Annotated in this window: 15 protein-coding genes and 1 pseudogene; 7 read left to right on the top strand and 9 right to left on the bottom strand. The window is 68.7% G+C overall.

Annotation, left to right across the window (positions count from 1 at the left end; genetic code table 11):
- Nucleotides 1-1,136: 1,136 nt before the first annotated feature.
- The gene (locus G3I40_RS27835) at nt 1,137-2,009 is read right to left on the bottom strand and encodes a PhzF family phenazine biosynthesis isomerase (protein ID WP_164305092.1); all 873 of its coding nucleotides are present in this window, start codon (nt 2,007-2,009) and stop codon (nt 1,137-1,139) included.
- A gap of 70 nt (nt 2,010-2,079) precedes the next feature.
- Complete coding sequence (locus tag G3I40_RS27830; RefSeq protein WP_203644886.1) at nt 2,080-3,600, bottom strand: MFS transporter; 1,521 nt, start codon at nt 3,598-3,600, stop codon at nt 2,080-2,082.
- On the opposite strand from G3I40_RS27830, the gene G3I40_RS27825 reads away from it, so the two are divergent.
- Nucleotides 3,599-4,360, top strand: coding sequence for a metalloregulator ArsR/SmtB family transcription factor (locus G3I40_RS27825; protein WP_164305090.1), 762 nt, complete (start codon nt 3,599-3,601; stop codon nt 4,358-4,360). The two genes, G3I40_RS27830 and G3I40_RS27825, sit on opposite strands and share 2 nt — an antisense overlap.
- A 33-nt stretch (nt 4,361-4,393) precedes the next feature.
- Here G3I40_RS27825 and G3I40_RS27820 read toward each other — a convergent pair.
- Nucleotides 4,394-4,900 (bottom strand): annotated as a pseudogene (locus G3I40_RS27820) (transposase); the annotation flags it as partial.
- 739 nt (nt 4,901-5,639) lie between these two features.
- Here G3I40_RS27820 and G3I40_RS27815 point away from each other — a divergent pair.
- The 3 genes from G3I40_RS27815 (at nt 5,640) to G3I40_RS27805 (ending at nt 9,196) form a co-directional block, all read left to right on the top strand.
- Nucleotides 5,640-6,203, top strand: a complete 564-nt coding sequence (locus G3I40_RS27815; protein WP_164305088.1) for a hypothetical protein — start codon at nt 5,640-5,642, stop codon at nt 6,201-6,203.
- A 241-nt stretch (nt 6,204-6,444) separates the two neighbouring features.
- A complete protein-coding gene (locus tag G3I40_RS27810) occupies nt 6,445-7,662 on the top strand; it encodes an IS3 family transposase (RefSeq protein WP_164305087.1) in 1,218 nt (405 codons plus the stop codon).
- A 52-nt stretch (nt 7,663-7,714) separates the two neighbouring features.
- Nucleotides 7,715-9,196: a glycosyltransferase family 39 protein gene (locus tag G3I40_RS27805; protein ID WP_164305085.1), complete on the top strand. Its 1,482-nt coding sequence runs from the start codon at nt 7,715-7,717 to the stop codon at nt 9,194-9,196.
- Between the two features lie 173 nt (nt 9,197-9,369).
- Here the strand turns inward: G3I40_RS27805 and G3I40_RS27800 are convergent, their stop codons facing one another.
- Together G3I40_RS27800 and G3I40_RS27795 are read right to left on the bottom strand one after the other, a co-directional pair.
- Entirely contained in the window at nt 9,370-9,513 is a 144-nt protein-coding gene (locus G3I40_RS27800; RefSeq protein WP_164305083.1) for a hypothetical protein, read from the bottom strand.
- A 184-nt stretch (nt 9,514-9,697) separates the two neighbouring features.
- Nucleotides 9,698-10,384 (bottom strand): HAD-IA family hydrolase, encoded by a 687-nt coding sequence (locus tag G3I40_RS27795; protein WP_164305081.1) that lies wholly within the window; start codon nt 10,382-10,384, stop codon nt 9,698-9,700.
- Here G3I40_RS27795 and G3I40_RS48185 point away from each other — a divergent pair.
- Nucleotides 10,380-10,802 carry a DUF6417 family protein gene (locus G3I40_RS48185; protein ID WP_343245034.1) on the top strand — a complete coding sequence of 141 codons (423 nt, stop codon included), beginning with the start codon at nt 10,380-10,382 and terminating at the stop codon, nt 10,800-10,802. The genes G3I40_RS27795 and G3I40_RS48185 overlap by 5 nt on opposite strands.
- A 263-nt stretch (nt 10,803-11,065) precedes the next feature.
- On the opposite strand, the gene G3I40_RS27785 is transcribed toward G3I40_RS48185, so the two are convergent.
- Entirely contained in the window at nt 11,066-12,508 is a 1,443-nt protein-coding gene (locus G3I40_RS27785; protein ID WP_164305077.1) for a pentapeptide repeat-containing protein, read from the bottom strand.
- A 497-nt stretch (nt 12,509-13,005) separates the two neighbouring features.
- Between G3I40_RS27785 and G3I40_RS48180 the strand changes: the two genes are divergently transcribed.
- A complete protein-coding gene (locus G3I40_RS48180) occupies nt 13,006-14,808 on the top strand; it encodes a DUF2637 domain-containing protein (protein ID WP_343245031.1) in 1,803 nt (600 codons plus the stop codon).
- A gap of 235 nt (nt 14,809-15,043) precedes the next feature.
- Nucleotides 15,044-15,484: a hypothetical protein gene (locus G3I40_RS27775; RefSeq protein WP_164305075.1), complete on the top strand. Its 441-nt coding sequence runs from the start codon at nt 15,044-15,046 to the stop codon at nt 15,482-15,484.
- Nucleotides 15,485-15,545: 61 nt separating this feature from the next.
- On the opposite strand, the gene G3I40_RS27770 is transcribed toward G3I40_RS27775, so the two are convergent.
- The 3 genes from G3I40_RS27770 to G3I40_RS27760 are packed head-to-tail and all read right to left on the bottom strand — an operon-like array spanning nt 15,546 to nt 19,872.
- Nucleotides 15,546-19,022, bottom strand: a complete 3,477-nt coding sequence (locus G3I40_RS27770; RefSeq protein ID WP_164305074.1) for a LysM peptidoglycan-binding domain-containing protein — start codon at nt 19,020-19,022, stop codon at nt 15,546-15,548.
- Nucleotides 19,019-19,513 carry a hypothetical protein gene (locus G3I40_RS27765; protein WP_164305072.1) on the bottom strand — a complete coding sequence of 165 codons (495 nt, stop codon included), beginning with the start codon at nt 19,511-19,513 and terminating at the stop codon, nt 19,019-19,021. The genes G3I40_RS27770 and G3I40_RS27765 overlap by 4 nt, the downstream gene beginning before the upstream one ends.
- A complete protein-coding gene (locus G3I40_RS27760) occupies nt 19,510-19,872 on the bottom strand; it encodes a pilus assembly protein (protein WP_164305121.1) in 363 nt (120 codons plus the stop codon). The genes G3I40_RS27765 and G3I40_RS27760 overlap by 4 nt, the downstream gene beginning before the upstream one ends.
- Nucleotides 19,873-19,909 lie beyond the last annotated feature (37 nt).

Here is a 19,909-nt window from a genome sequence, read left to right as displayed (position 1 = left end):
CTCGGCGTCGATGTCCGGACACAGTGGGCAGGCGACCGCGGCCGCGATCGACTCCTGGACCCTCGCTGGCCGGTCCTGGCGGCTCTTCACCAACGCTGTACTCATGCCCTGCGGCCTTGTCCTCCGAGATGCGCAGCGCGCAGCGCCACGCGGTGGACGTTCGAAGATGTGACGCTGGGTATCTCGCCCGGTTCGTCGTGAGCATCCGGAAGTGGAGTCAGGTGCCCGGGCGCAGTGCCGGGGCCCTGGCTCTCGCTTTTTCGCGGTGTGGAACGCTGACCTGCATGCGAGCTTTTGAGGCCCCGATATCCCAGCTCCGTGCCGTGCGGGAACGCGCCGAGCGGCTGAGCACCGAGTAGAGACGGTGCGCACTGAGTACCTGAACCCGATCCGCCGCGAGCTAAGCGAGCCCGCCGCGTAGCGGCAAGGTCGGGCGCGGATAGCGGCTGCGGATCACGCCGCATCCATCATCGGGTCCGGCGTGCCGGGCGGCGTACGAGTACGCCACGCGCCTGCCCCGACACCAAGCCTCCCATGCAGCCCCTTCCCGCGCCGGGCAGAGCACATGGCCCCTTCGCGCCCGCCTACGATGACCAGCAGCCCATCACCGAAGCGCAATTTCGGTAATTCGCACCTGGTTACCGGACTGCACAAAGAAGAGAAATGATCATGGAACGAGCCGGATCGTGGTCCCTTATCACGAACCATGCCCACGTGCTGATGGCCATCACCCACGACCCTTCCGCCCGCCTCCGCGCCATCGCCGCAGCCTGCCGCATCACCGAACGCACAGCCCAAAAGATCGTCACCGACCTTGAAGACGCCGGCACCTCAGCCGTGAGCGGGTCGGACGGCGCACGCAGTACACCCTTCACCTGGACGGCACAAGCCTGCTGGACCTGTTCACCCAGCCCACCAGCAAGCCATAAGCCCGACACTCCACGCCAGCAGGTGGGTGATCTCTGTTCAGTCGGTCGCCGCGGCAGAGATCCAGGCGGAGGGCGGCCTCGCAGCCGCCCGGTGGTTCATGGGCTCGTTCAGCCTTTCCGAGCAGGTCGACCCCGCCGAGTGTCCGGAGCGGCACGTGACGGGCGGAGGGCAGCGCGCGAGGTGGCAGGCGGTCTTGGGCATAAGGGTCAGAGCCGGACCGCAGTGCCCGTGACCCGGATGCGCTCTTCGTCCGGGTGCAGCTCGACCTCCAGCAGCGACGGCCGGCCCATGTCGTGCCCCTGGTGCAGGGTCAGCCGGGCGTCCGGCGGGACCAGGTCCAGCGCGCGGGCGTACGCGCCGAAGGCCGCGGCCGCGGCGCCGGTGGCGGCGTCCTCGACGATGCCGCCGACGGGGAAGGGGTCACGGACATGGAAGACAGTCGCCGACTCGCGCCAGACCAACTGCACCGTGGTCAGGTCGAGGCGGCGCATCAGCGCAAGCAGCCGGTCGAAGTCGTAGTCGAGGCGGCCCAGTCGCTCGCGGGTGGCGGACGCCAGCACCAGGTGCCGCACTCCCGCGTACGCGATCCTCGGCGGCAGCGCGGTGTCGAGCTCCCCGTCCGCCCAGCCGAGCGCGCGGAGGGCCTCCGCCACGTCCGCGGGATCCGTCTCGCTCACCTGGGGCGGCACGCTGGTGAGGGTGGCTTTCAGCGCTCCGTTCTCCTCCCGTACGGTCACCGGCACCAGGCCGGCCTGGGTGTGGAGGTCGAAGTGGCCGGGCCCGAACTGCTCGCCGAGCGCGACGGCGGTGGCCACGGTGGCGTGGCCACAGAAGTCCACCTCTGCCATGGGGCTGAAGAAGCGGAGAGTGAAGGACCGGCCGGTCGCGGAAGGCGTGGCGCCGTCCGGACCGGGGGTGAGGAAGGCGGATTCGGAGTAGCCGAGTTCGGCGGCGATTGCCGTCATCGCGGCATCATTGAGTCCGGTGGCGTCGAGCACGACGCCGGCGCCGTTGCCGCCGGCCGGGCTGGTGGCGAAGGCGGTGTAGTGCAGCACATCGGGGGTGATCGCGGCGTTCATCGGAAGTGATCCCTTCATACGGAGCAGGCTTTGCGGAACGGGCGTAGGTAGCTGGTCGCGGGCGGGCAGGTCAACGGCCGGCGGCTGCGCCCCGCCGCGCTGCCAGGGCGAGCAGGGCGCCGGCGGCGAATGCGGCCGCGGCGATGCCGGCTGATAGCCGCAGGCCCGCGGTGAAGCTTGCGGCCGTGGCGGTGAAGGTGCCGAAGAGGGCCACGCCGACGGCGCTGCCGGTCTGCCGGGCTACGTTGAAGACCGCGGTGGCAATGCCCGCGCCGGCGGCCGGGGCGGCGTCGATGATGGCGGCGGTGGCCGCCAGCGCCGTCGTGGTTTGGCCGAGGCCGGTAGCGATCAGGGCGAACAATAGCAACGGGTACGGGGTGTGCTCCCCGGCGAGTAGCCAGCCGAGGAAGCCGAGTGTTCCCAGGACCTGCCCCGCGGCCATCGGCACGTACGGGCCGGTGCGGGCGGAGATGCGGCTGAACAGTGGCGCCGCGAGTAGGCCCATGCACACCGACGGCAGTAGGGCCAGGCCGGTGCCAAGGGCGCTGAGGCCGCGCTCCTGCTGGAAGTACAGGGTGGTCAGGAAGAGCATGCCGTAGTAGCCCAGGCTGATCAGCAGGCCCACGGCTGCGGTGGTGGTGAAGGCGGTCGAGGCGAAGAGGGACGGCGGCAGCAGCGGCGATCGCGGCCCGCCGGCCGTGGTGCGGGCTTGGAGGTCGCGCTCCACGGCGGCGAAGGCGAGAAGTGCGGCGCCGCCCAGGCCGAGGGCGAGAAGCACCAGCGGCGAGGTCCAGCCGCGCGCGCCGGCTTCGTTGAGACCGGCGGCAAGCGCGACCAAGCCGACGGTGCCGAGGCCTTGGCCCAGCAAATCCATCCTGCGGTTACGCAACGGGCGGGCCGCGGCTGGCAGGTGCCGCAGCGTCAGTGCGATCGCGGCGGCGGCGATGGGCACGTTGAGCCAGAACACCGACCGCCACCCACCCGCGGAGATCAGCAGCCCGCCGACCACCGGCCCGGCGCCGAAGGCCACCGAGGCGACCGCACCCCACACGGCGACAGCACGAGCGCGTAGCGCCCGGTCTGGATATGTCGCCTGCAGCAGCCCGAGTGACGCCGGCACCAGCAACGCGGCGCCGCCTCCCTGCGCCAGCCGTCCCGCGATCAGAACCCCCGCAGACCCGGCGGCCGCACACGCCAGTGAAGCTGCCGTGAAGACACCGAGCCCAGTCACGAACATCCGCCGGTGACCGAGCCGGTCGGCCAACGAGCCACCGAGCAGCAGCAGACCGGCGAAGACGGTGCTGTAGCCGTCGACGATCCACTGCACAGCGGTGCCGCCGGTTCCCAGCGAGGCGCTGACGCCGGGGATGGCGACGTTGACGACCGTGACGTCGAGCATGACGAGGAAGTAGCCGAGGCTGAGCGCGATCAGCGGGACCAGGGTGAGCTTCGGGCGCCGGACACCTTTCTGTGGCCGCGTGGCGTCAAGGACTTCGGTGTGCGGAGAGAGGTTCGTTGCAGTCATGAGGAGATCATCGAAGCCAGATACTTCGTTACCCGTCAAAGTGTCGATGTCGTACGCTGAGCTCATGGACGGCGGACCGCTCAAGCAGCAGACCGACATCGCCCGCGCCGCGACCCTGATCGCCGATCCCTCGCGGGCGAAGATACTCAAGTGCCTGGCCGACGGCCGCCCCCTGCCTGCGAGCGCGCTCGCAGGCGAGGCGGGCATCAGCGCCGCCACGACCAGCGTGCACCTGGCGAAGCTGGTCGAGGGGGAGTTCGTCACGGTGACCCGGCAGGGTCGTAACCGATACTTCCGGCTGGCCGGACCGGACATCAGCGCCGCGCTGGAGGCGCTCGCGCTGATTGCCCCGCCATTGCCCATCACCTCGCTGAAGCAGAGCAACCGCAACAGTGCCCTGCACCGCGCCCGCACCTGCTACGACCACCTGGCCGGACAACTCGGCACCGACCTCATGGCTGCGCTGCTCGAGCGTGGGATCCTGGCCGGCCACGACGGCATCCACCGCGCCGAGGACGCGGTACGCGACCGGCCCGCGTCCTACGGGCACGACATCCGCTACGAACTCACCGACACCGGCCGTGCGCACCTGGCCGACCTTGGCATCGACACCAACCACCTGCCCCCGCGCCGGCCCTCGATCCGCTACTGCGTTGACTGGAGCGAACACCGCCACCACCTGGCCGGCGGCCTCGGCGCCGCGCTCGCCGCCCGCCTGTTCGAGTTGGACTGGGTGCGCTGGGGCACGGTCCCGCGCGCAGTGCATCTGACTCAGGCGGGAGCAACCGGTCTTGAGCAAGCATTCGGCCTGGCGCCGGCGGATTAAGCCGGCGTCTGGGGGGTGTCCCTATGACTTTGGTCAAGGGGCTATCGGGGTTGGTGGTTGGTAGAAGGTTCCGTCGCGGAGCATGGCGAAGAGGACGTCGGCTCGGCGGCGGGCGAGGCAGAGGAGGGCCTGGGTGTGGTGCTTGCCCTGGGTGATCTTCTTGTCGTAGTAGGTGCGGGATGCCGGGTCGGCCAGAGCGGCGAACGCGGAGAGGAAGAAGGCCCGTTTGAGTTGCTTGTTTCCTCGTCTGGAGGGTTGTTCGCCGCGGATTGAGGAGCCCGAGTTCCTGGTCGCGGGGGCGAGGCCGGCGTAGGCGGCGAGGTGGGCGGCGCTGGGGAAACGGGTGCCGTCGCCGACGTCGATGAGGATGCGGGCTCCGGTCCTGTTGCCGATGCCGGGCATGGACATCAGGACCCTGGAAAGAGGGTGGGCCTCCAGCAGTTCTTCAATCCGGTGAGCCAGTAGTTTGCGCTGGTCGAGCACCGCCTGGAGCGAGTTGGCGAGGCTTGGGACGATGAGGGCGGCGGCATCGGTGCCGGGCGGAGAACCGTCGGGCGTTCGCCGAAGACGCTGAACGGAGCGCCGACCCGGCGACAGCACGTCGATCCAGCGAGTGGGTTTTCAGTCGGCGGGCTGCGGGAGCGGCCCGGCTGGGAAGGGGCGCCTCCGCTGCGGGGGTGGCGGCTTCGCTGACGTGGGAGTGTCCGGGTTCGGTCAATGCAGCTTCGCTATCGAAGGCGCTGGCGGCCTCGGCCGCATACTCGCCCAGTAACTGGCTGCCGAGGGCGAGGAAGTCGTAGACGTGCCCTCGACCCTGTCGGCCCGGGCAAGGCTCCTGGCCACCGGCGGAGACCGCAAGACCGACCCAGCCGACGGCCTCCATGTCGCTCAGGAGGCACTCTTCCACACTGCCCGCGCAAGGTCACCGCCGAGGACCAGTCCACGATCCTTAGCCTGCTGACCGAGCGCCACAATGACCTCGTCAACGAACGCACCCGCATCACCAACCGCCTGCACGCCGTTCTGCGTGGCCTGCTTCCCGGAGGCGCCCCCCACCCAACTGCCGGCGGACAAAGCCGCCGCCCTGATGAAGGGCATCCGGGCCGCTCACCGCGACCGAGACCCGCCGACGCGACATCGCCCGGGACCTGCTTGCCGACCTGCGTCGCCGGGATCGCCAAGTCAAGGACAACGAAGCCCAGACGCGCGACCCTCTCGCGGCCTGCGAAACGCCCATAGCCCGGGACAACTCATTTCCGTGTTGCATCGAATGGGTGGCATGTACCCCGAAATAGAGAAGTTCCTTGTGGCTCGGGCATTTATAAGCGGTATGACTATCCGTCGGAAATCCACGGTTGTAGCGCTTACAGGGCTCATCCTGGCCGCTGGCACGACAGCCGCGTTCGCGGCCAAGCCGGACCCGCGAGAGAAGGAGCTCGAAGCGCGCTCCATCGCCACCGTGAAGTACTTTTGTAACACGCCCCACCACGACGAACAGTTCTACAACGACTGGGCGACCGTCTCGCGCATGAGTGTGTGGAACTTCACCGACAACGCCAGTCCGTACGACGAGGCCGTTGCCGCCGTCTCGGGCAGCGCCGGCAGCGGCACCGAGCACCTGCTCGGCACCGAGCCCACCGGGCTGACTGATGCCACTCGTACGCGCATCTGCACCGACCGCCGTAAAGAGTTCCTCGACACCCTCGACAAGGTCACCGACGAGAAGATCGCGACACTTAAGGTCGAGTATCGGAACAACGACGCGGGGCTCAAGCAGTTCCCGTTCACCAAGCTTGACGCGTTCGACAAGGTAATCAACGCCGAGAAGTCGCGCGCCCGGTAACGGCAACACCTATATCCCGCTCGGGCGTCCGCCCCGGTCCGCCGTACTCGGCGCAGGCCCGGGGCGTTGCCGGGTCCGGATCGTGAACCGGGTGCCCAACAGCGGGGCGCGGTCAGTCCTGGAGGTCTGTGCCGCTTTTGCTTCGTCGCCTGGCACTCTGGGGCAGGCGGGACGTGAAGCTTCCCCTTGATCGTGGACACCTGGAGACTGGGACCTGAGGTTCCAGAGGAAGTAGCACCAGGTGGGAAACAAGTACACGAAGCGGTACACCGAGGAGTTCAAGCGGGACGCGATCGCGCTCGTCGACTCCTCTGGCAAGACGGTCACCGCGGTCGCCCGGGAACTCGGCATCAGCTCGGAGTCCTTGCGCGGCTGGTACCGCCGGGCCAAAGCCGCCCGGGCCAAAGCCGCCCGGGCCAAAGCCGCCCGGGGCGAGGGCGCCCCGGGCGAGCTGACCAGCGCCGAGCGCGAGGAACTGCGCCGACTGCGCAAGGAGAACCGCGAGCAGCAGCAGACGATCGAGATCCTGAAAAAAGGCGACGGCCTTCTTCGTGAAGGAGAGCGACCGGTGACCGCGTTGTACCGGTTGATCCACGCGGAGAAGGCGAACTACCCGGTCATACTGCTGTCCCGGGTGCTGCACGTGACCCGCTCCTCCTACTACTACGCCTGGCGCGAGGGCGGAGCCGTCCGCCAGGCCCGCCAGGCGGCCGACGACGCACTTGCGCACGAGATCACCGTGCTCCACATCGCCTCCCGCAAGACCTACGGCGTCCCGCGCATCCACGCCGAGCTGCGACGTCTGGGGCGGCGAGCGAACCGCAAGCGCGTCGCCCGCGTCATGCGTGAGCGCGGCATCCGCGGCGTCACCCGCCGCAAGCGGCGCTCGCTGACCCGGCCGGGTGCAAAGGCGAAGCCGGCCCCGGACCTGATCGGCCGCGACTTCCACGCCGAGCGCCCCGGCACCAAGCTGGTCGGCGACATCACCTACCTTCCGACGGCCGAGGGCTGGCTCTACCTCGCCTGCTGGCTGGACCTGGCCACCCGCGAGGTCGTCGGCTACGCGATGGCCGACCACCACCGCGCCGAGCTTGTCGTGGACGCCCTCGACATGGCCCACGGCCGAGGCGATCTGGAGTCCGGATGCGTGGTCCACAGTGATCGCGGAAGCGAGTACACGTCGGCTCAATTCCGCGATCAGATAATCAAGTTGGGGCTACGGCAGAGCTGCGGACGCACCGGCTCGTGTTTCGACAACGCCGCAGCGGAAAGTTTCTGGGCCCTGCTCAAGGAAGAGATCGGAACCCGGTTCTGGCCCGACCGGGCCACCGCCCGCGCCGAGGTCTTCAACTTCATCGAGACCTTCTACAACCGCCGCCGCCTGCGCAAGCACAAAATCTTCGGCTATCTCACCCCGGCCGAGACCAGGCAGCGGCATCAACACGCCCTCGCGGCATAACGAACGAGTGTCCAGGATCACGGGGAAACTTCAGGTGGCCCGACCACGCTGGATGGCGAACACGGTCCCCGTCCCCGCCCACACCTTTCTCCACAAGGCACGACAGGTCCCCGCCAAGACCTATCTCGTCGGAGTCCTGCTGCTGACTGCCAGCGCTTGGAACTGGCTCCAAGGACACGAACCGCACTTCGCCCACGAAGAAGCCGTCTACGCCAACAAAGCCCGCTCATGGCTGGACGACACCCCAGACGCAGGATGGGGCCTCTACCGTCCCATCGGCCTCCCGGCACTGGGCAGGCTCGCGCTCGCCGTGCACAACGACGTCGGTTCCCTGCGCGTCATCGCGCTGCTGCTCAGCCTCTTCACCCTCACCGCGGTCTACCTCGTCGCCGCGCAATGGACCTCACGCCGACGCGCGATCGTCATCGTCCTGGTGCTCCTCAGCGGACTGGGATTCCTGCGCCGCGTACCTGAGTTCCTCAATGACATCGGCTCCACCGGACTTCTCCTCATCGCCGTATACCTCCTGGTCAGAACACAGGAGAAGCAGAACTCGCGCGCTCTGTACGTCCTTCCGGTCGTAGTCCTGGCGGCCTTCTACCTGCGCTACGGGATCGTCGGGAACATGCTCGCGATAGCCATCGCCGCAGTGCTCGCGTACGGGCCGCGCGCGTGGATGGCTCAGGGACGGCGGCTGGCCTTCGCAGCCGCGACGCTATTTCTCGGACTGCTCCCGCACTTCATCTATGCGACGAAGGAAACGGGCTCCCCGCTCGGTCTCATCTTCTGGGCAACGGACCAGGCCGAGCGCAGGTTCATCGGGGACGGCCTTCTCTACTATCTGGCCATCTTCCCGTACCGGCTCGCCGGTGACCTGGGAGCAGTCGTCATGGTGGCGGGCATCGTCGCACTCGCAGCAGCGGCCCGACGTCTGTCGAAATCAGGTTGGCGCGCCAGTCGGCTCCGCGAAGAGACCGACCAGCGAACCGTCTTTCTCGGTACGAGCGCCGTTCTGATCTGCGTCATCCTCGGATTCGCGACGGACGGCGAGCCGCGCTTCATCTACCTGCCGGTCATCCTCCTCACCATCCTGGGAGTGACCGCAATCGCCAACCGAGTCGGCAGGCACTGGGCGTCCGCAGTTCTTGCAGCTGTCGCCATGCTGGCGGCAGTGACGACCGTAGCGACGACACAAGTCATCGCGCACGGTGCTATGCCCGGACCGGAACGCCTGAGCGACTCCACGCGACCGGTGGCGCAACAGCTCAGCGCTAACACAGCGTGTCTCATCGTCAGCGGATACGAACCCGAGATGGGCTGGTACTCCGGCTGCGATGCCGTCACCTACCGCGAATACCGGCACATGGAACCACCAGCCAACACCGACATCAACTTCGTACTCTTCGAGCGCGGCCGACTGCAGCCTGACGAGAAGACACTCAAAAAGCTCCTCCACGGACGGAAAACCGACGTCCGTACAATCCCGACGAACGGGTCGGCCGGCGACGCCACGGTGCTCACCCTGCGATCGTAGAAATCAGCCGAGCACAGCCTGACGCGCCCCACGTGCACAACCGCCCGGTACCACCCCTCGATAAGACGCAACACACGGCCGAGCCTCATCCACGGCCGAGCCTCATCGAGGTGGTGGGCTTTGCCAAAGCGGAACACCCACTGCCCCGCCTTCAGCCTGTTCCGATGTTGCGCCTACCAACCGCCACCAGGGTCACCATCGGGGATCACCCACGCGTCTGCCGCTTCTTCTTCCTGTTCCTCATCAGCCGTCTCTACGTCATCGGCGGGTACACCGATCACTGTCTCGTCATCGTCTGCATCGTGCGTGTCAGTCATGCTCTTACGCTACGCGGTAGTGGCCCAGCGCAATGAATGCATGGGGCCGCATCTCCTTGCTTGTCGAAGCGTGAGGAGCCCGTACCCGGGCGCTGGGTAGATCCGTGTGCGCCGCCTGAAGCTCTCCGAGACCTGGGCTGTCCAAGACGATTCCGACGCCGTGATCACACCAGCCATAGCAAGATCATTCCTCTGGCGTTGAGCCCTCCGGCTGGTGAGGGTGGGTTGCGGACGTGAAGGCGAGAATGTCGGGGACCGCGGCACGCAGGCTCCCGAAGTGCCGATGCACGCCGTCGACGGCGATGGGAGTGTTGACTCCCCACACCGTCATGCCGGCACGCAGCCCGGACTGCACCCCGGAGGGGGCGTCCTCGATCACCAGACAGTCCGCCGGCTCGGCACCGAGCCGCTTGGCAGCCAGCAGATACGGGACAGGTGAGGGCTTGCCTTCCTCAACGGAAGCGGCATCCACGACCACGTCCGGCACCGGCAAGCCGGTCCGGGAAAAGCGTCCGCGCACCCGGTGCGCGTAATTCGACGTCACCAATGCCCACGACCCGGAGGGCAGAGCGTGCAGCAGCTCGGAGGCCCCGTCGAAGGCCGTATACATGCCGGACCGCACATCCTCGTCCTCCAGGTCGTGCAGCGCGGCCAGGCACTCCCGCGGATCACGGGTCGGAATGACCTGCGCGAAGGTCTCCATCGGCCGCGTGCGCAGCGCCACTTGGTAGACCTCATCGGGATCCAGCCCGTATCTCTTCGCCCACACGCGCCAAACCCGGCGCTGATTGTCCACGGCATCGATCAACGTGCCATCGACATCAAACAGGACATACTTCTTGGTTCCGGGCTGAGCAGGTTCACCGATCACGCCTCGATCATGCCATCAGGCCTCTGAACAGGCAGTTTGCGGGACAGCCCTCACGCCAGGCCCCAGCCTTCTGGTATCGGGGAGAGGGACGCTAGCTCGGAGACTCCCACGCGCCAACCGCAGCGACCCCGGCCTGCCGCCCGCGGTTGGGCCGTTACGGGTACGCACCGCGGTCACCGAGTTTCCGCCGGCTGCTTCACGCGTTGAAGTCGGCATGACGTCCCAAGATCCCACCGCCACTCGTAACCTGATCCCGGCTCAGGACGGTGCTGCGCGCCGCCTGGAGATGCTCACCTTGGAAGAGGCGCACGATCTGCTGCATCTGCTCCGGCTCATCGCGAGCGAGGGCGATGAACTGTCCGAGGAAGCGGAGTGGTTCGCCATCGAGATCGCGGCCCGCATCCCGTCAGAGAACTGAACAAGTGACCCCAGCAGCGGAGGGCGCCCACGGCCCCGCTTCTAGCGGGCGAAGGTGACCTTCACCGGGGCGTTGGGGCAGGAGTCCAGTTCTTTGTCGAGTCTTCGCGGAACGTCGGGCCCCGAACGGCCGTGCGTCACAGTTATGCCGATTTCGGCGACACGGCGACACGGCGACACGGCGACACGGCGACACGGCGACACGGCGACACGGCGACACGGCGACACGGCGACCCTGCGCAAAGGCTCCTGACGGCAGCGCGATCAGGTGGCCCAGGCTGGGGGCACGCTCACCCCGCCGGGAGGAGGGCCGCTCGGCAGCATCAACCCTGGCGGTGCTTCGCCGACAGCACCGCTGAAGTCGACCGTGCCGCCGGAGAACTCCGCGTGTCTGAAGTCGACCGTGCCGCCATCGAAGTCAGCGGCGTAGAAGGCGACCCTGCCGTCGGAAAAGATCGCGGAGCGGAAGTCGACCATGCCGCCGTCGTCGAAGACCGCGCCGTTGAAGTCGAGGCTGCCGCCAGAGAAGTGCGCACCACGGAAGTCGACCGAGCCGCCGTGGAAGATCGCGGAGTGGAAGGTGACCGTGCCATCGGTGAAGGTCGCAGTGTTGAAAACAGCCCCGCCGCCGGAGAACTCTGCGTGTCTGAAGTCGACTATGCCGCCGGAGAAGGTCGCGACGAGGAGGGTGACGATGCCGCCATCGAAGTGAGAGGAGCGGAAGGAGATCCTGCTGCCGGAGAACTCCGCGCCGTGGAAGGTGACCGTGCCGTCGCCGAAGATCGCGGTGTCGAAGGTGACCGTGCCACCGCTGAAAGCCCCGTTGGTGAAGTCGACCGTGCCCCCTTCGAAATCTGCGCCGTGGAAGGAGGTCTTGCCGCCGGAGAACTCCGCGTTCTGGAACGTGACCGTGCCGTTGCAGAAGGCTGCGTTGCTGAAGTCAACCGTCCCGCCGGAGAACTCTGCGTCGTGGAAGGTGACCGTGCCGCTGCGGAAGATCGCGTTGCTGAAGTCGACGATGCCGCCGGAGAAGACGGTCCCGGAGAAATCTCCACCGTCGAAGGTGACGTGGGTGAGGTCGAAGTCGTGCCCTCGCCATGAGTGCTGGTGCCCGGGGGCGAGGCGTAGGTGGTCGCGGATGACACGGATGACCGTGTGTCGGACTTCCCGTAGACCCAGGTAAGCGTGCCGGAGCTCCGCGTTATCTGCAGGCAGTTCGGACTCTGCGGTGTAGGGCAGGCGCAGGTAGGCGCAGAGCACGTCGATGGATGTCTGGCGCAGGTCCCGGATGGGCGCGTCGTCGGCGAGGCCGGCCAGGGCGTGCACGCCGCCGAGGCGGACCGCAGCAGAGTTATCGCCGAGCTGGGAGACGGCGGTGGTGAAGCGCTCGGTGTGCAGGCGAGTGCTCTCGCGCAAGGCGCCGTCCTCGTCGATGCGCTGGCGGCGGTAGGCGACGACCAGGGCAACCAGGGCGCCAGCCCCGGCCACCACACCGAAGGAGAGCTTCACCAGATCGAAGAGGGTAGCGGAGTCGAGGCGGTGTTCGCGTTTCACTTCCCGGGCGCCGAGCACGTCCCATCCCGTGTAGAAGACGGCCCCGGCGACCAGCAGGGCGATGGTGAAGGCCAGCGCGAGGACGCTGCCGACCGGCCACAGGCGCAGTCCGCGCCGCTCGGTGCGGCGGCGCCGGGGCGAAGGTGATCCCATATCTGGGTAGGACCCCAGCGGAGCACCGACGGTTGCACGGGCTGTGATGGCCGACAGCCGTCCCGAGACTAGGACAAGCTCCCGTGTCCCCGGATCCATGAGGTCAGAGCCGGGCCACCGAGGAAGGCACTCTCCCTAATGGTCGGCTATTCCACGGCGTCTCAGGTCGTATCGCGATGTCTGATGTCACCGTGGGGACGAGGACGGTCGGCGACGACCTCAGCGACTCAAGCGACTGTGCTGCAGGGGTCCGCATCCGTTCTGGTACTCGGCTCTCACTCATACTCGGATTTCACTCGGTACCTCCGTATTGATCGAAGGGACGCGACGGCCGGGGTGCGCTGGGACAAGGGTGAAATCGGGTCGTATCGGCGTCCTGTGCGACATGGATTGCTGACGACCTGATGTCGATCCAGGCGAACGGCGGGAGGAACCTGTGGGTCTCGTGAGAGCGTGAACGGATATTGCTGGCAGCAGAGTTGAGAGGGTAGCCGTTCGTGACCTCGGGCCGAATAGCCCCGCGCCTGGGCCGTATTCACCGTGTCCTGGTCGGTGTCGTGGTGGCGGGCGCGGTGGTGATTGCGGGGATCGGTTTCGCCGGCTCGTATCAGGCGGTGCGCGAGTTGGCCCTGGAGAAGGGCTTCGGAAATTTCTCGTATGTCTTCCCGATCGGCATCGACGCGGGCATCTGTGTGCTGCTCGCGCTGGACCTGCTGCTGACGTGGATCCGCATCCCGTTCCCGCTGCTGCGTCAGACGGCGTGGCTGCTGACGGCGGCGACGATCGCGTTCAACGGCGCGGCCGCGTGGCCGGACCCGCTGGGCACCGGCATGCACGCCGTGATCCCGATCCTGTTCGTGGTCGCGGTCGAGGCGGCGCGGCACGCGATCGGGCGGATCGCGGACATCACCGCGGACAAGCACATGGAGGGCGTGCGCATCACGCGCTGGCTGCTCTCGCCGCTGCCCACGTTCCTGCTGTGGCGGCGCATGAAGCTGTGGGAGCTGCGGTCGTACGACGCGGTGATCAAGCTGGAGCAGGAGCGGCTGGTGTACCAGGCGCGGCTGCGTTCCCGGTTCGGGCGTGCCTGGCGGCGCAAGGCGCCGGTGGAGTCGCTGATGCCGCTGCGGCTGGCGCGCTACGGGGTGCCGTTGGCGCAGACCGCGCCGGAGGGCCTCGCTGCCGCCGGCATCGAGCCGCAACTGCTGCTGCCCGAAGTCCCGCAAGAGCCGGCCCTCGAACTGGACGCGCTGGTTGAGGCAGCGGACGCTCCCTCGCCGGAGCCGTCGAGTCCGTGGTTCACCAAGCCGCCGACGACGGAGCAGGCCCCGCCGGTCGTCGACTTCGGCCACTTCGCTGCCTATGCCGAGTTCCTGGCCGTATACGAGCAGGCACCGACCCCAGCTCAGTTTGCGCACCATCTGCGGATGGAGCACGGGGTCGGTCTCTCCGACGACAGCCCGCTGTCGGAGGAGGAGCTGGTGCCGCTGCTGACCGCGTACGCGGCTCGCGCCGCGGAGCTTCGGGACGGACAGGAGGCGCCCGCGGCGGAACAGGCTCAGGACGAGGCCGTTTCGGACGAGACGTGGGCCGCGTTCTACTGGGATGTTGCCCGCGCCTACGTCGACGAGTTCGGCACCGCGCCCGATGCCGCCTCCTTCGGGCAGTACCTGAACGAGCGGTACCAGCTGAACGCCCCTGCCCCGCACCTCTTGCCCACCGGGGTGATCGCGGCACAGCCACCGCGATCTGACATACCTGTCGAGGCGGTTGTGGATCACACCGCGGGGCTTGATCAGACCGTGTCGAGCTCGGCTGACCCGGTCCCTGTGCCGTCGCAGCGGGACCGCACCCAGATCGATGTTCCCCTCGATGGACCCACACCTGGGGGCGATGTGGGGGAGGCGCCTGCCAGGCTCACGAACCCGGACCGGTACTACCTTGCCTACCAGAGCTACGTGGAGGCCCATGGCGCGGAGCCCAAGGGCGCCGCCGCGTGGGAGGAGTTGTCCCGGCAACTCGCCGCCTCGGGCGTGTACGGCGACAAGGGACAGCCGGTGAGCCCCAGCACGCTGCGCCGGTACGCACTGGAACAACGCATCTACCGCCGGTGGGTCGACGAGTACGAGCGCGCGGGGGAGCCCCCGGCTCACGAGGCGCTCCTCGAGCGCCTTGCCCACGAGGGAGTCAAAGCCGGGAACCGGCCGCTGACCCTTGACGATCTGGAACGCGCCGAGCACCTCGCGTCGGGATTCAAGCGCCGCCACCACGTACTGCGCACCTCCCGCGCACCGCAGTAGCCCGCCGCCGTCCAGAGGTTGCATAGTGCCGTGACCTGAATGTTTCCGCTGCGCGACTCGTCAACGTGCCACCGGGGCTGCGCAGCGCGCGAGGATCTTCGGCGCCGTCGCCGACCGTGGGGGAGTGCACAGATTGGTCATCGCACCCTGCCGGGTGTGCACTGCGTACTACGGTGATCGAAGACGTTGCGCAGCAAGAACCACGGGGTGCTGCCCGCAGGAGAAGGGCCCGTTGATGGCGACCGCACTACGCATCGACGTCGACACGACCGTGTCGACGATCGACCTGCCCGAGGACCCGAGCGAGGCCTACGACGCGATCCGGCGCGAGGTCGGCGAAGCCCTGAACCAGGGCGTCTACCATCGGCGGGCGGTGCTCCACATTGGCGATACCTCGGCCGCAGGCACCCGGCTGAATCTGACCGCGTGGACGCTCGCGAGTGCGTGGCGTGGCATCGCTCTGTACCCGCTGCACGGGACGATCGTGGTCACCGGACCCGACGGCGCAGGCGAGACGACGGGCTTGGACGATGACTTGGTCCGCCAGGCCGAGGCGGTCGCCGTGATGGTGCGCGAGACGGTGGCTCGCTGGCAGGACCACCCACCCGTATCGAACGAGACGGCGGCACAGGAACTGCTCGCCTACGCCGCCCAGGAGCTCGAAGCCTCCTCCTAGACGGCGCAAGGAACTGCTCTCCGCCGCAAGTGAGTTGGCCGCATCCTGAACCAGATCTCGGTCAGGACGCGTTGACGAGCTCGTCGACCAGTGCCTGGGTCTTCCGGTCGATCTGTGCGGCCGGTAGGTGGCGGGTGGCGTCGTGCCAGTGCGCGATCGCCTTCTGCAGGGCGTTGTGGTTGCCGGCTGCGGCCTCGGTGCGCATGAGGGCGCGGTGCAGCCACTCGCAGTATGAGTCCACGCTCAGACCCACTGTGCAGGCCTGTCGCGCGCTGGGGAAGTCCTGATACGGGCCCTCTGCCAGGCGGTAGGAGGCGACGGTGTGTGCGACGGAGGTGATCTTCGTCTGCATCGTGGTGCGCAGCCCGGTCATCCAGGTGGCGGGATGCTCGGCCAAGGGCATGCCGTGGACCAGGCCCAGTGCGCGCTCGAGGTGGCGCAGGCCCTCCTCGCCGCGGCTGAGGCCGAGCGCGGCCAGGCGCTCGAACTCACTCCAGTCGCAGCGCACCGTGTCCGCCAGCGCGAACGGCGAGGACTTCCCGTGCCGCTGGGGGACGTACAGATCGCCGTCGGGGCTGGTGCCGAGTTCGGTGCGCAGTTCACGGAAGCGGGAGCCGAGGGTCTTGGCGGACCAGGGCTCGCTCTCGCCGAGGTCCTCACACAACCTGTCGGCGCTGCTGCCGGGCTTGAGGAGCAGGTGCGCGGCGAGCTCAGTGAGCCGTGGAGAGAGCGAACCGCTGGTGACGTGGTCCATCGTCACCGTGCCCAGCACCCGCAGCCGGGGTGCGCTGTCGCGTGCGCTGGCTTCCGTCACGGCGAAGTCGTCGTCGCTCAGCGGCACCGGCCCGGGCCGTTCGGCCGTGCGCAGCGCGTGCACCGGCGGGATAAGGAAGCGCGGTGCCTGTTGTTCGAGGGCGGGCTCCTCGTTGCCGGATGAGGCGGTGGGGACGGCCTGCAGCGGCACCTGTGCTGGATCGGTGCCAGCCTCCAGGAAGGTCTGGAACACGACCGGTTGGGACACATCGGGAACCTCGCCGGCTGTCCCCGCACTCGCCGTTGCGCCCTGGGCTGTGGCACCGAGTTCCACGGCTTCGTCCTGTGCCTGGTGGGGCACCGGCCGTGCCGTGGGGGTTGCGGGGGAGGGACGGGGCGCTGCGATCGGCTCAGGCGGTACGTGTTCCCACACTCCGCTCGCCTCCTCGGCGGGGCGGCGTGCGTGGCGGTAGGCGCGGGCAAGTTCGGTGATGGTGGCGGCGTCCAGGCGCTGCAGGGACACGTCGGTGCCGAGCGTGTCGATGCGCTGGGGACCGTGCGTATCGGCGTCGATGACTTCGGCGTCGGGGAAGGCAGTGTCGGCGGTGGCGGGCAGGACCAGGATGCACGGGGTCAGCTGGCGGGCCTGTTCCAGGATCTGGGCGAACTCCTGGCAGGTGTCCTCGTCGATGTCGCCCGCGCACATGACCAGGTACGGTGCGCCCCGGTCGCCAGGGTTTTGATGGGCTTCCAGGACCCGTTCGGCGAGCTCGCTGGCGGCGAGACGGGGATCGGGCAGGTACTGCACACCGAGCGCTTTCAGTTCGGAGCCGAGCGCGCCCATCCCGCAGGTGACGACCTCAACATGGTCGGCCTGCTCGCCGATCGAGAGTTCGGTGGCGAGTGCGGCCATCACCTCGCTCCGGCTGGTGGGGGAGCCGTCGACGAGGAGGACCTGCCAGGGGGGCAGGTTCGCCAGCAGCAGGTCACCGTCCGGGGAAATGCCGAGGGTGACCAGCGCCGGATACGGGGGGACCGCGTCTGCGACGGGCTCGTGCAGCTCGACGCTGTCGGGCAGGTCCCACCAGCCCGCCTTGGAGGAGGTGAACGGCGCCTGGGGCGGCGCGGCGACATCGTCAGGGAGGACCTGAACGCTGTAGGCGGTGACCCGCCCGGCCCGCAGCACCGGGAGCTCGCCGGGCACGCCCTCAGCGCCGGACAGTGCGGACAGTGCGGCGCTCAGGCGCCGCACGCCCGCGGCGCCGTCGTGCGCGATCTCCGCCAACTCTTCTTCCACTGCGGCAGGTTCGCTCTCGGGCACGCTCTGTCCGGGGCGGCGCGAGCGCCACTGCCACAGCCGCCTGGCGGCGAGCGTGAGAGTCAGCGCCCCGGCGAGGACCGCAAACGCCTGCACCACCGACGACATCGCGAGGGGCGAGGAGCTGTCCTGCTGTGGCCGGGCGGACGGTGCGGGCTGCCCAGACTGCGCGGGAACAGGCGCGGACGCAGAAGGAGTTGCGGACGGGGCGCCGGGGGAGGCGTGCGGCCGCTCGGTCGGCTGGGCGGTGGAAGGCTGCCCGCCTTCGCGGGTCGGCGATGACTGCGGGGAGCGTGCCGCTGACGACGGTGCAGACGGAGCGGAGACGGTCGGCGCGGGTAGCGCCGACTCCTGCCCGCCGCGGGCCGGGCCGGACGGCCCGGCACCGTGGCCGGTGCCCGGCTGAGCGTCGTCGTCGGCGTAATCGCCGGGGGAACGCGGTGTCGCCGGCTCGTCCTGATGCCCAGGAGCGGCGGGGGACTCCTGACCGGCGGAGTCGGGGATGGTGACCTGCTGGTCAGGACGGATCAAGTCCGGGTCGGTGATCCTTGGGAGGCCGTGGGGCTGGGCACCGCGGCTGGCTTCATAAAGGCGCGGCCAGTTCGCGGCGTCACCGGTCTCGTCCTGGGCGATCTCGGAGAGAGTCTCGCCGCGGGTCACCGTGTGCGCCCCGGCCGCGTGCTGCTCCCCGCCGCTCTGTACCTGCAGCTGTTCACCGGCCGCCGGGTGGGGAGCGTCGATCCGGTTCATGCCGGAGGGCAGTTGGAGGACCCATCCGGGCTGGATCGGCAGGCTCGCATGAAACGTACGCCCGTCGATCATGGTAGTGCCCTCGTTGGCGTGGGCGAGGTGGGTGTATGCCTCGCCGTCACCGTAAAGGTGCTCTGCGATCGACCACAGGCTCTCCGCAGGCCGCACATCGCGCACCGTGTAGGTCTCCCGCGCCGCACGCTCAGGCGCGGTCGTGGCGGCGGCCTGCGCTGTACGTGGCATCGACCGCTGGACCTGGCCGGGGAGTTGGGTGGTGCTCGCGGCTGTGGCGGGGGAGCTGGGTGCTGCCTGGGCGGGGGCTGCGGCCAGTGCGGTCCCGGTCGGCGCCAGGACGAGGAGCGCGCCGACCAAGGAGGCGGCAGCGCGTTGACTGATCTGCAGCCCGGGAAGACGCGGCGCACGCACCCCGCGCAGCTGCGCGGGGACCTCCAGCAACAGGGAGAGCACGAACGAGCCCCAGGCCAGCCAGCCGATGCAGCAGACGATCAGCACGGCGGCGCTGATGTCCTGCCGGGTGAAGGCGTGCCGCAGCGCGTCCAGACCGTCGCTGGCAATGGCGCTGGTGGCCTGCCACAGCACATACGGGATCACAACGAGGGTGAAGGCGAGCGCGGCAAATGCACCCAGGGCCCGCGCCAGCAGACCCACGGTCGGTCGCGGGCGCCGCGGCGCGCGGGTAGCGGGGGAGCGGGTCATGGGCTCTCGCCGTCCTCGGGGTGCGTGGTGCCGAACAGCAGTCGGGCGCTGCTGGAGACCTGGTGGGTGAAGGTGTGGGGCCAGAACTTGCCGTGGTAGCTGCCGGTCACGGTCACAGTGATACGGCGTCCGCCGTTCGTGATCCGCACGCTGCCCTCGGCGCCGGCCCGCGCCAGGTAGGCATGCGCGGCCGCGGTGGCCGCTGCCGGGTCGATCTTGATGCCGTGGGCGGGGATGACGGAATCCAGGTCGACAGCCTGCTGCGCGGCACGGGAGGCCTCAACAGCCAGGGCGTCGGCGTTCTCACGAGAGCGCAGACTGCCAAAGGCGTCCACGGTCAGCAGCCCGGAGACCAGGATGAGCGGGCCGGTGATGATGGCGATGAACAGGCTGATCCCGCCGCGGTCGTCCAACGGCACGGCACGCGGTCGGCGGACGAGCCATCGGCCCAGGCGTGCCACCGGGTGCGTGATGTTCTCGAGGCGGTTCACGTGCGGCTCCGGAAGGCGTCGACAACGGACGTGAACGTGCTGCTGACCGTTCGGATGCCGGGCCCGCCGCCGAACAGCAGTAGATCACCCACCGGAACACGGCATTCCACGCGCACGGTGACCGCCGACACTGTCCCCACCGGCACAGCCAGCCCCGAAGTGTCCGCGCGTACCGCCACACTGGTGCAGGCCTGCTGCTCACCCGACAGGGCGTCGCGGGCGGCGCGTTTGGCCGCCTCCAGTCCCTGCCCGGGGGTGCGTTCCAGCGAGGCTGCCCGGGCGGCGGCCTCGGCGGCCGCGTCGGTCTTCTGCCCGGCCAGCGACAACCGGGCACCGGCCACGAACAGCAGCACCAGCATGATCAGCACCGGGACCGTGATCGCCGCCTCGATCGCC

It is taken from the genome of Streptomyces sp. SID14478 (assembly GCF_010548525.1).
GTDB lineage: Bacteria > Actinomycetota > Actinomycetes > Streptomycetales > Streptomycetaceae > Streptomyces.
The sequence above is the reverse complement of the archived record's forward strand: the minus strand, read 5'-3'. Positions and strand labels throughout refer to the sequence as shown.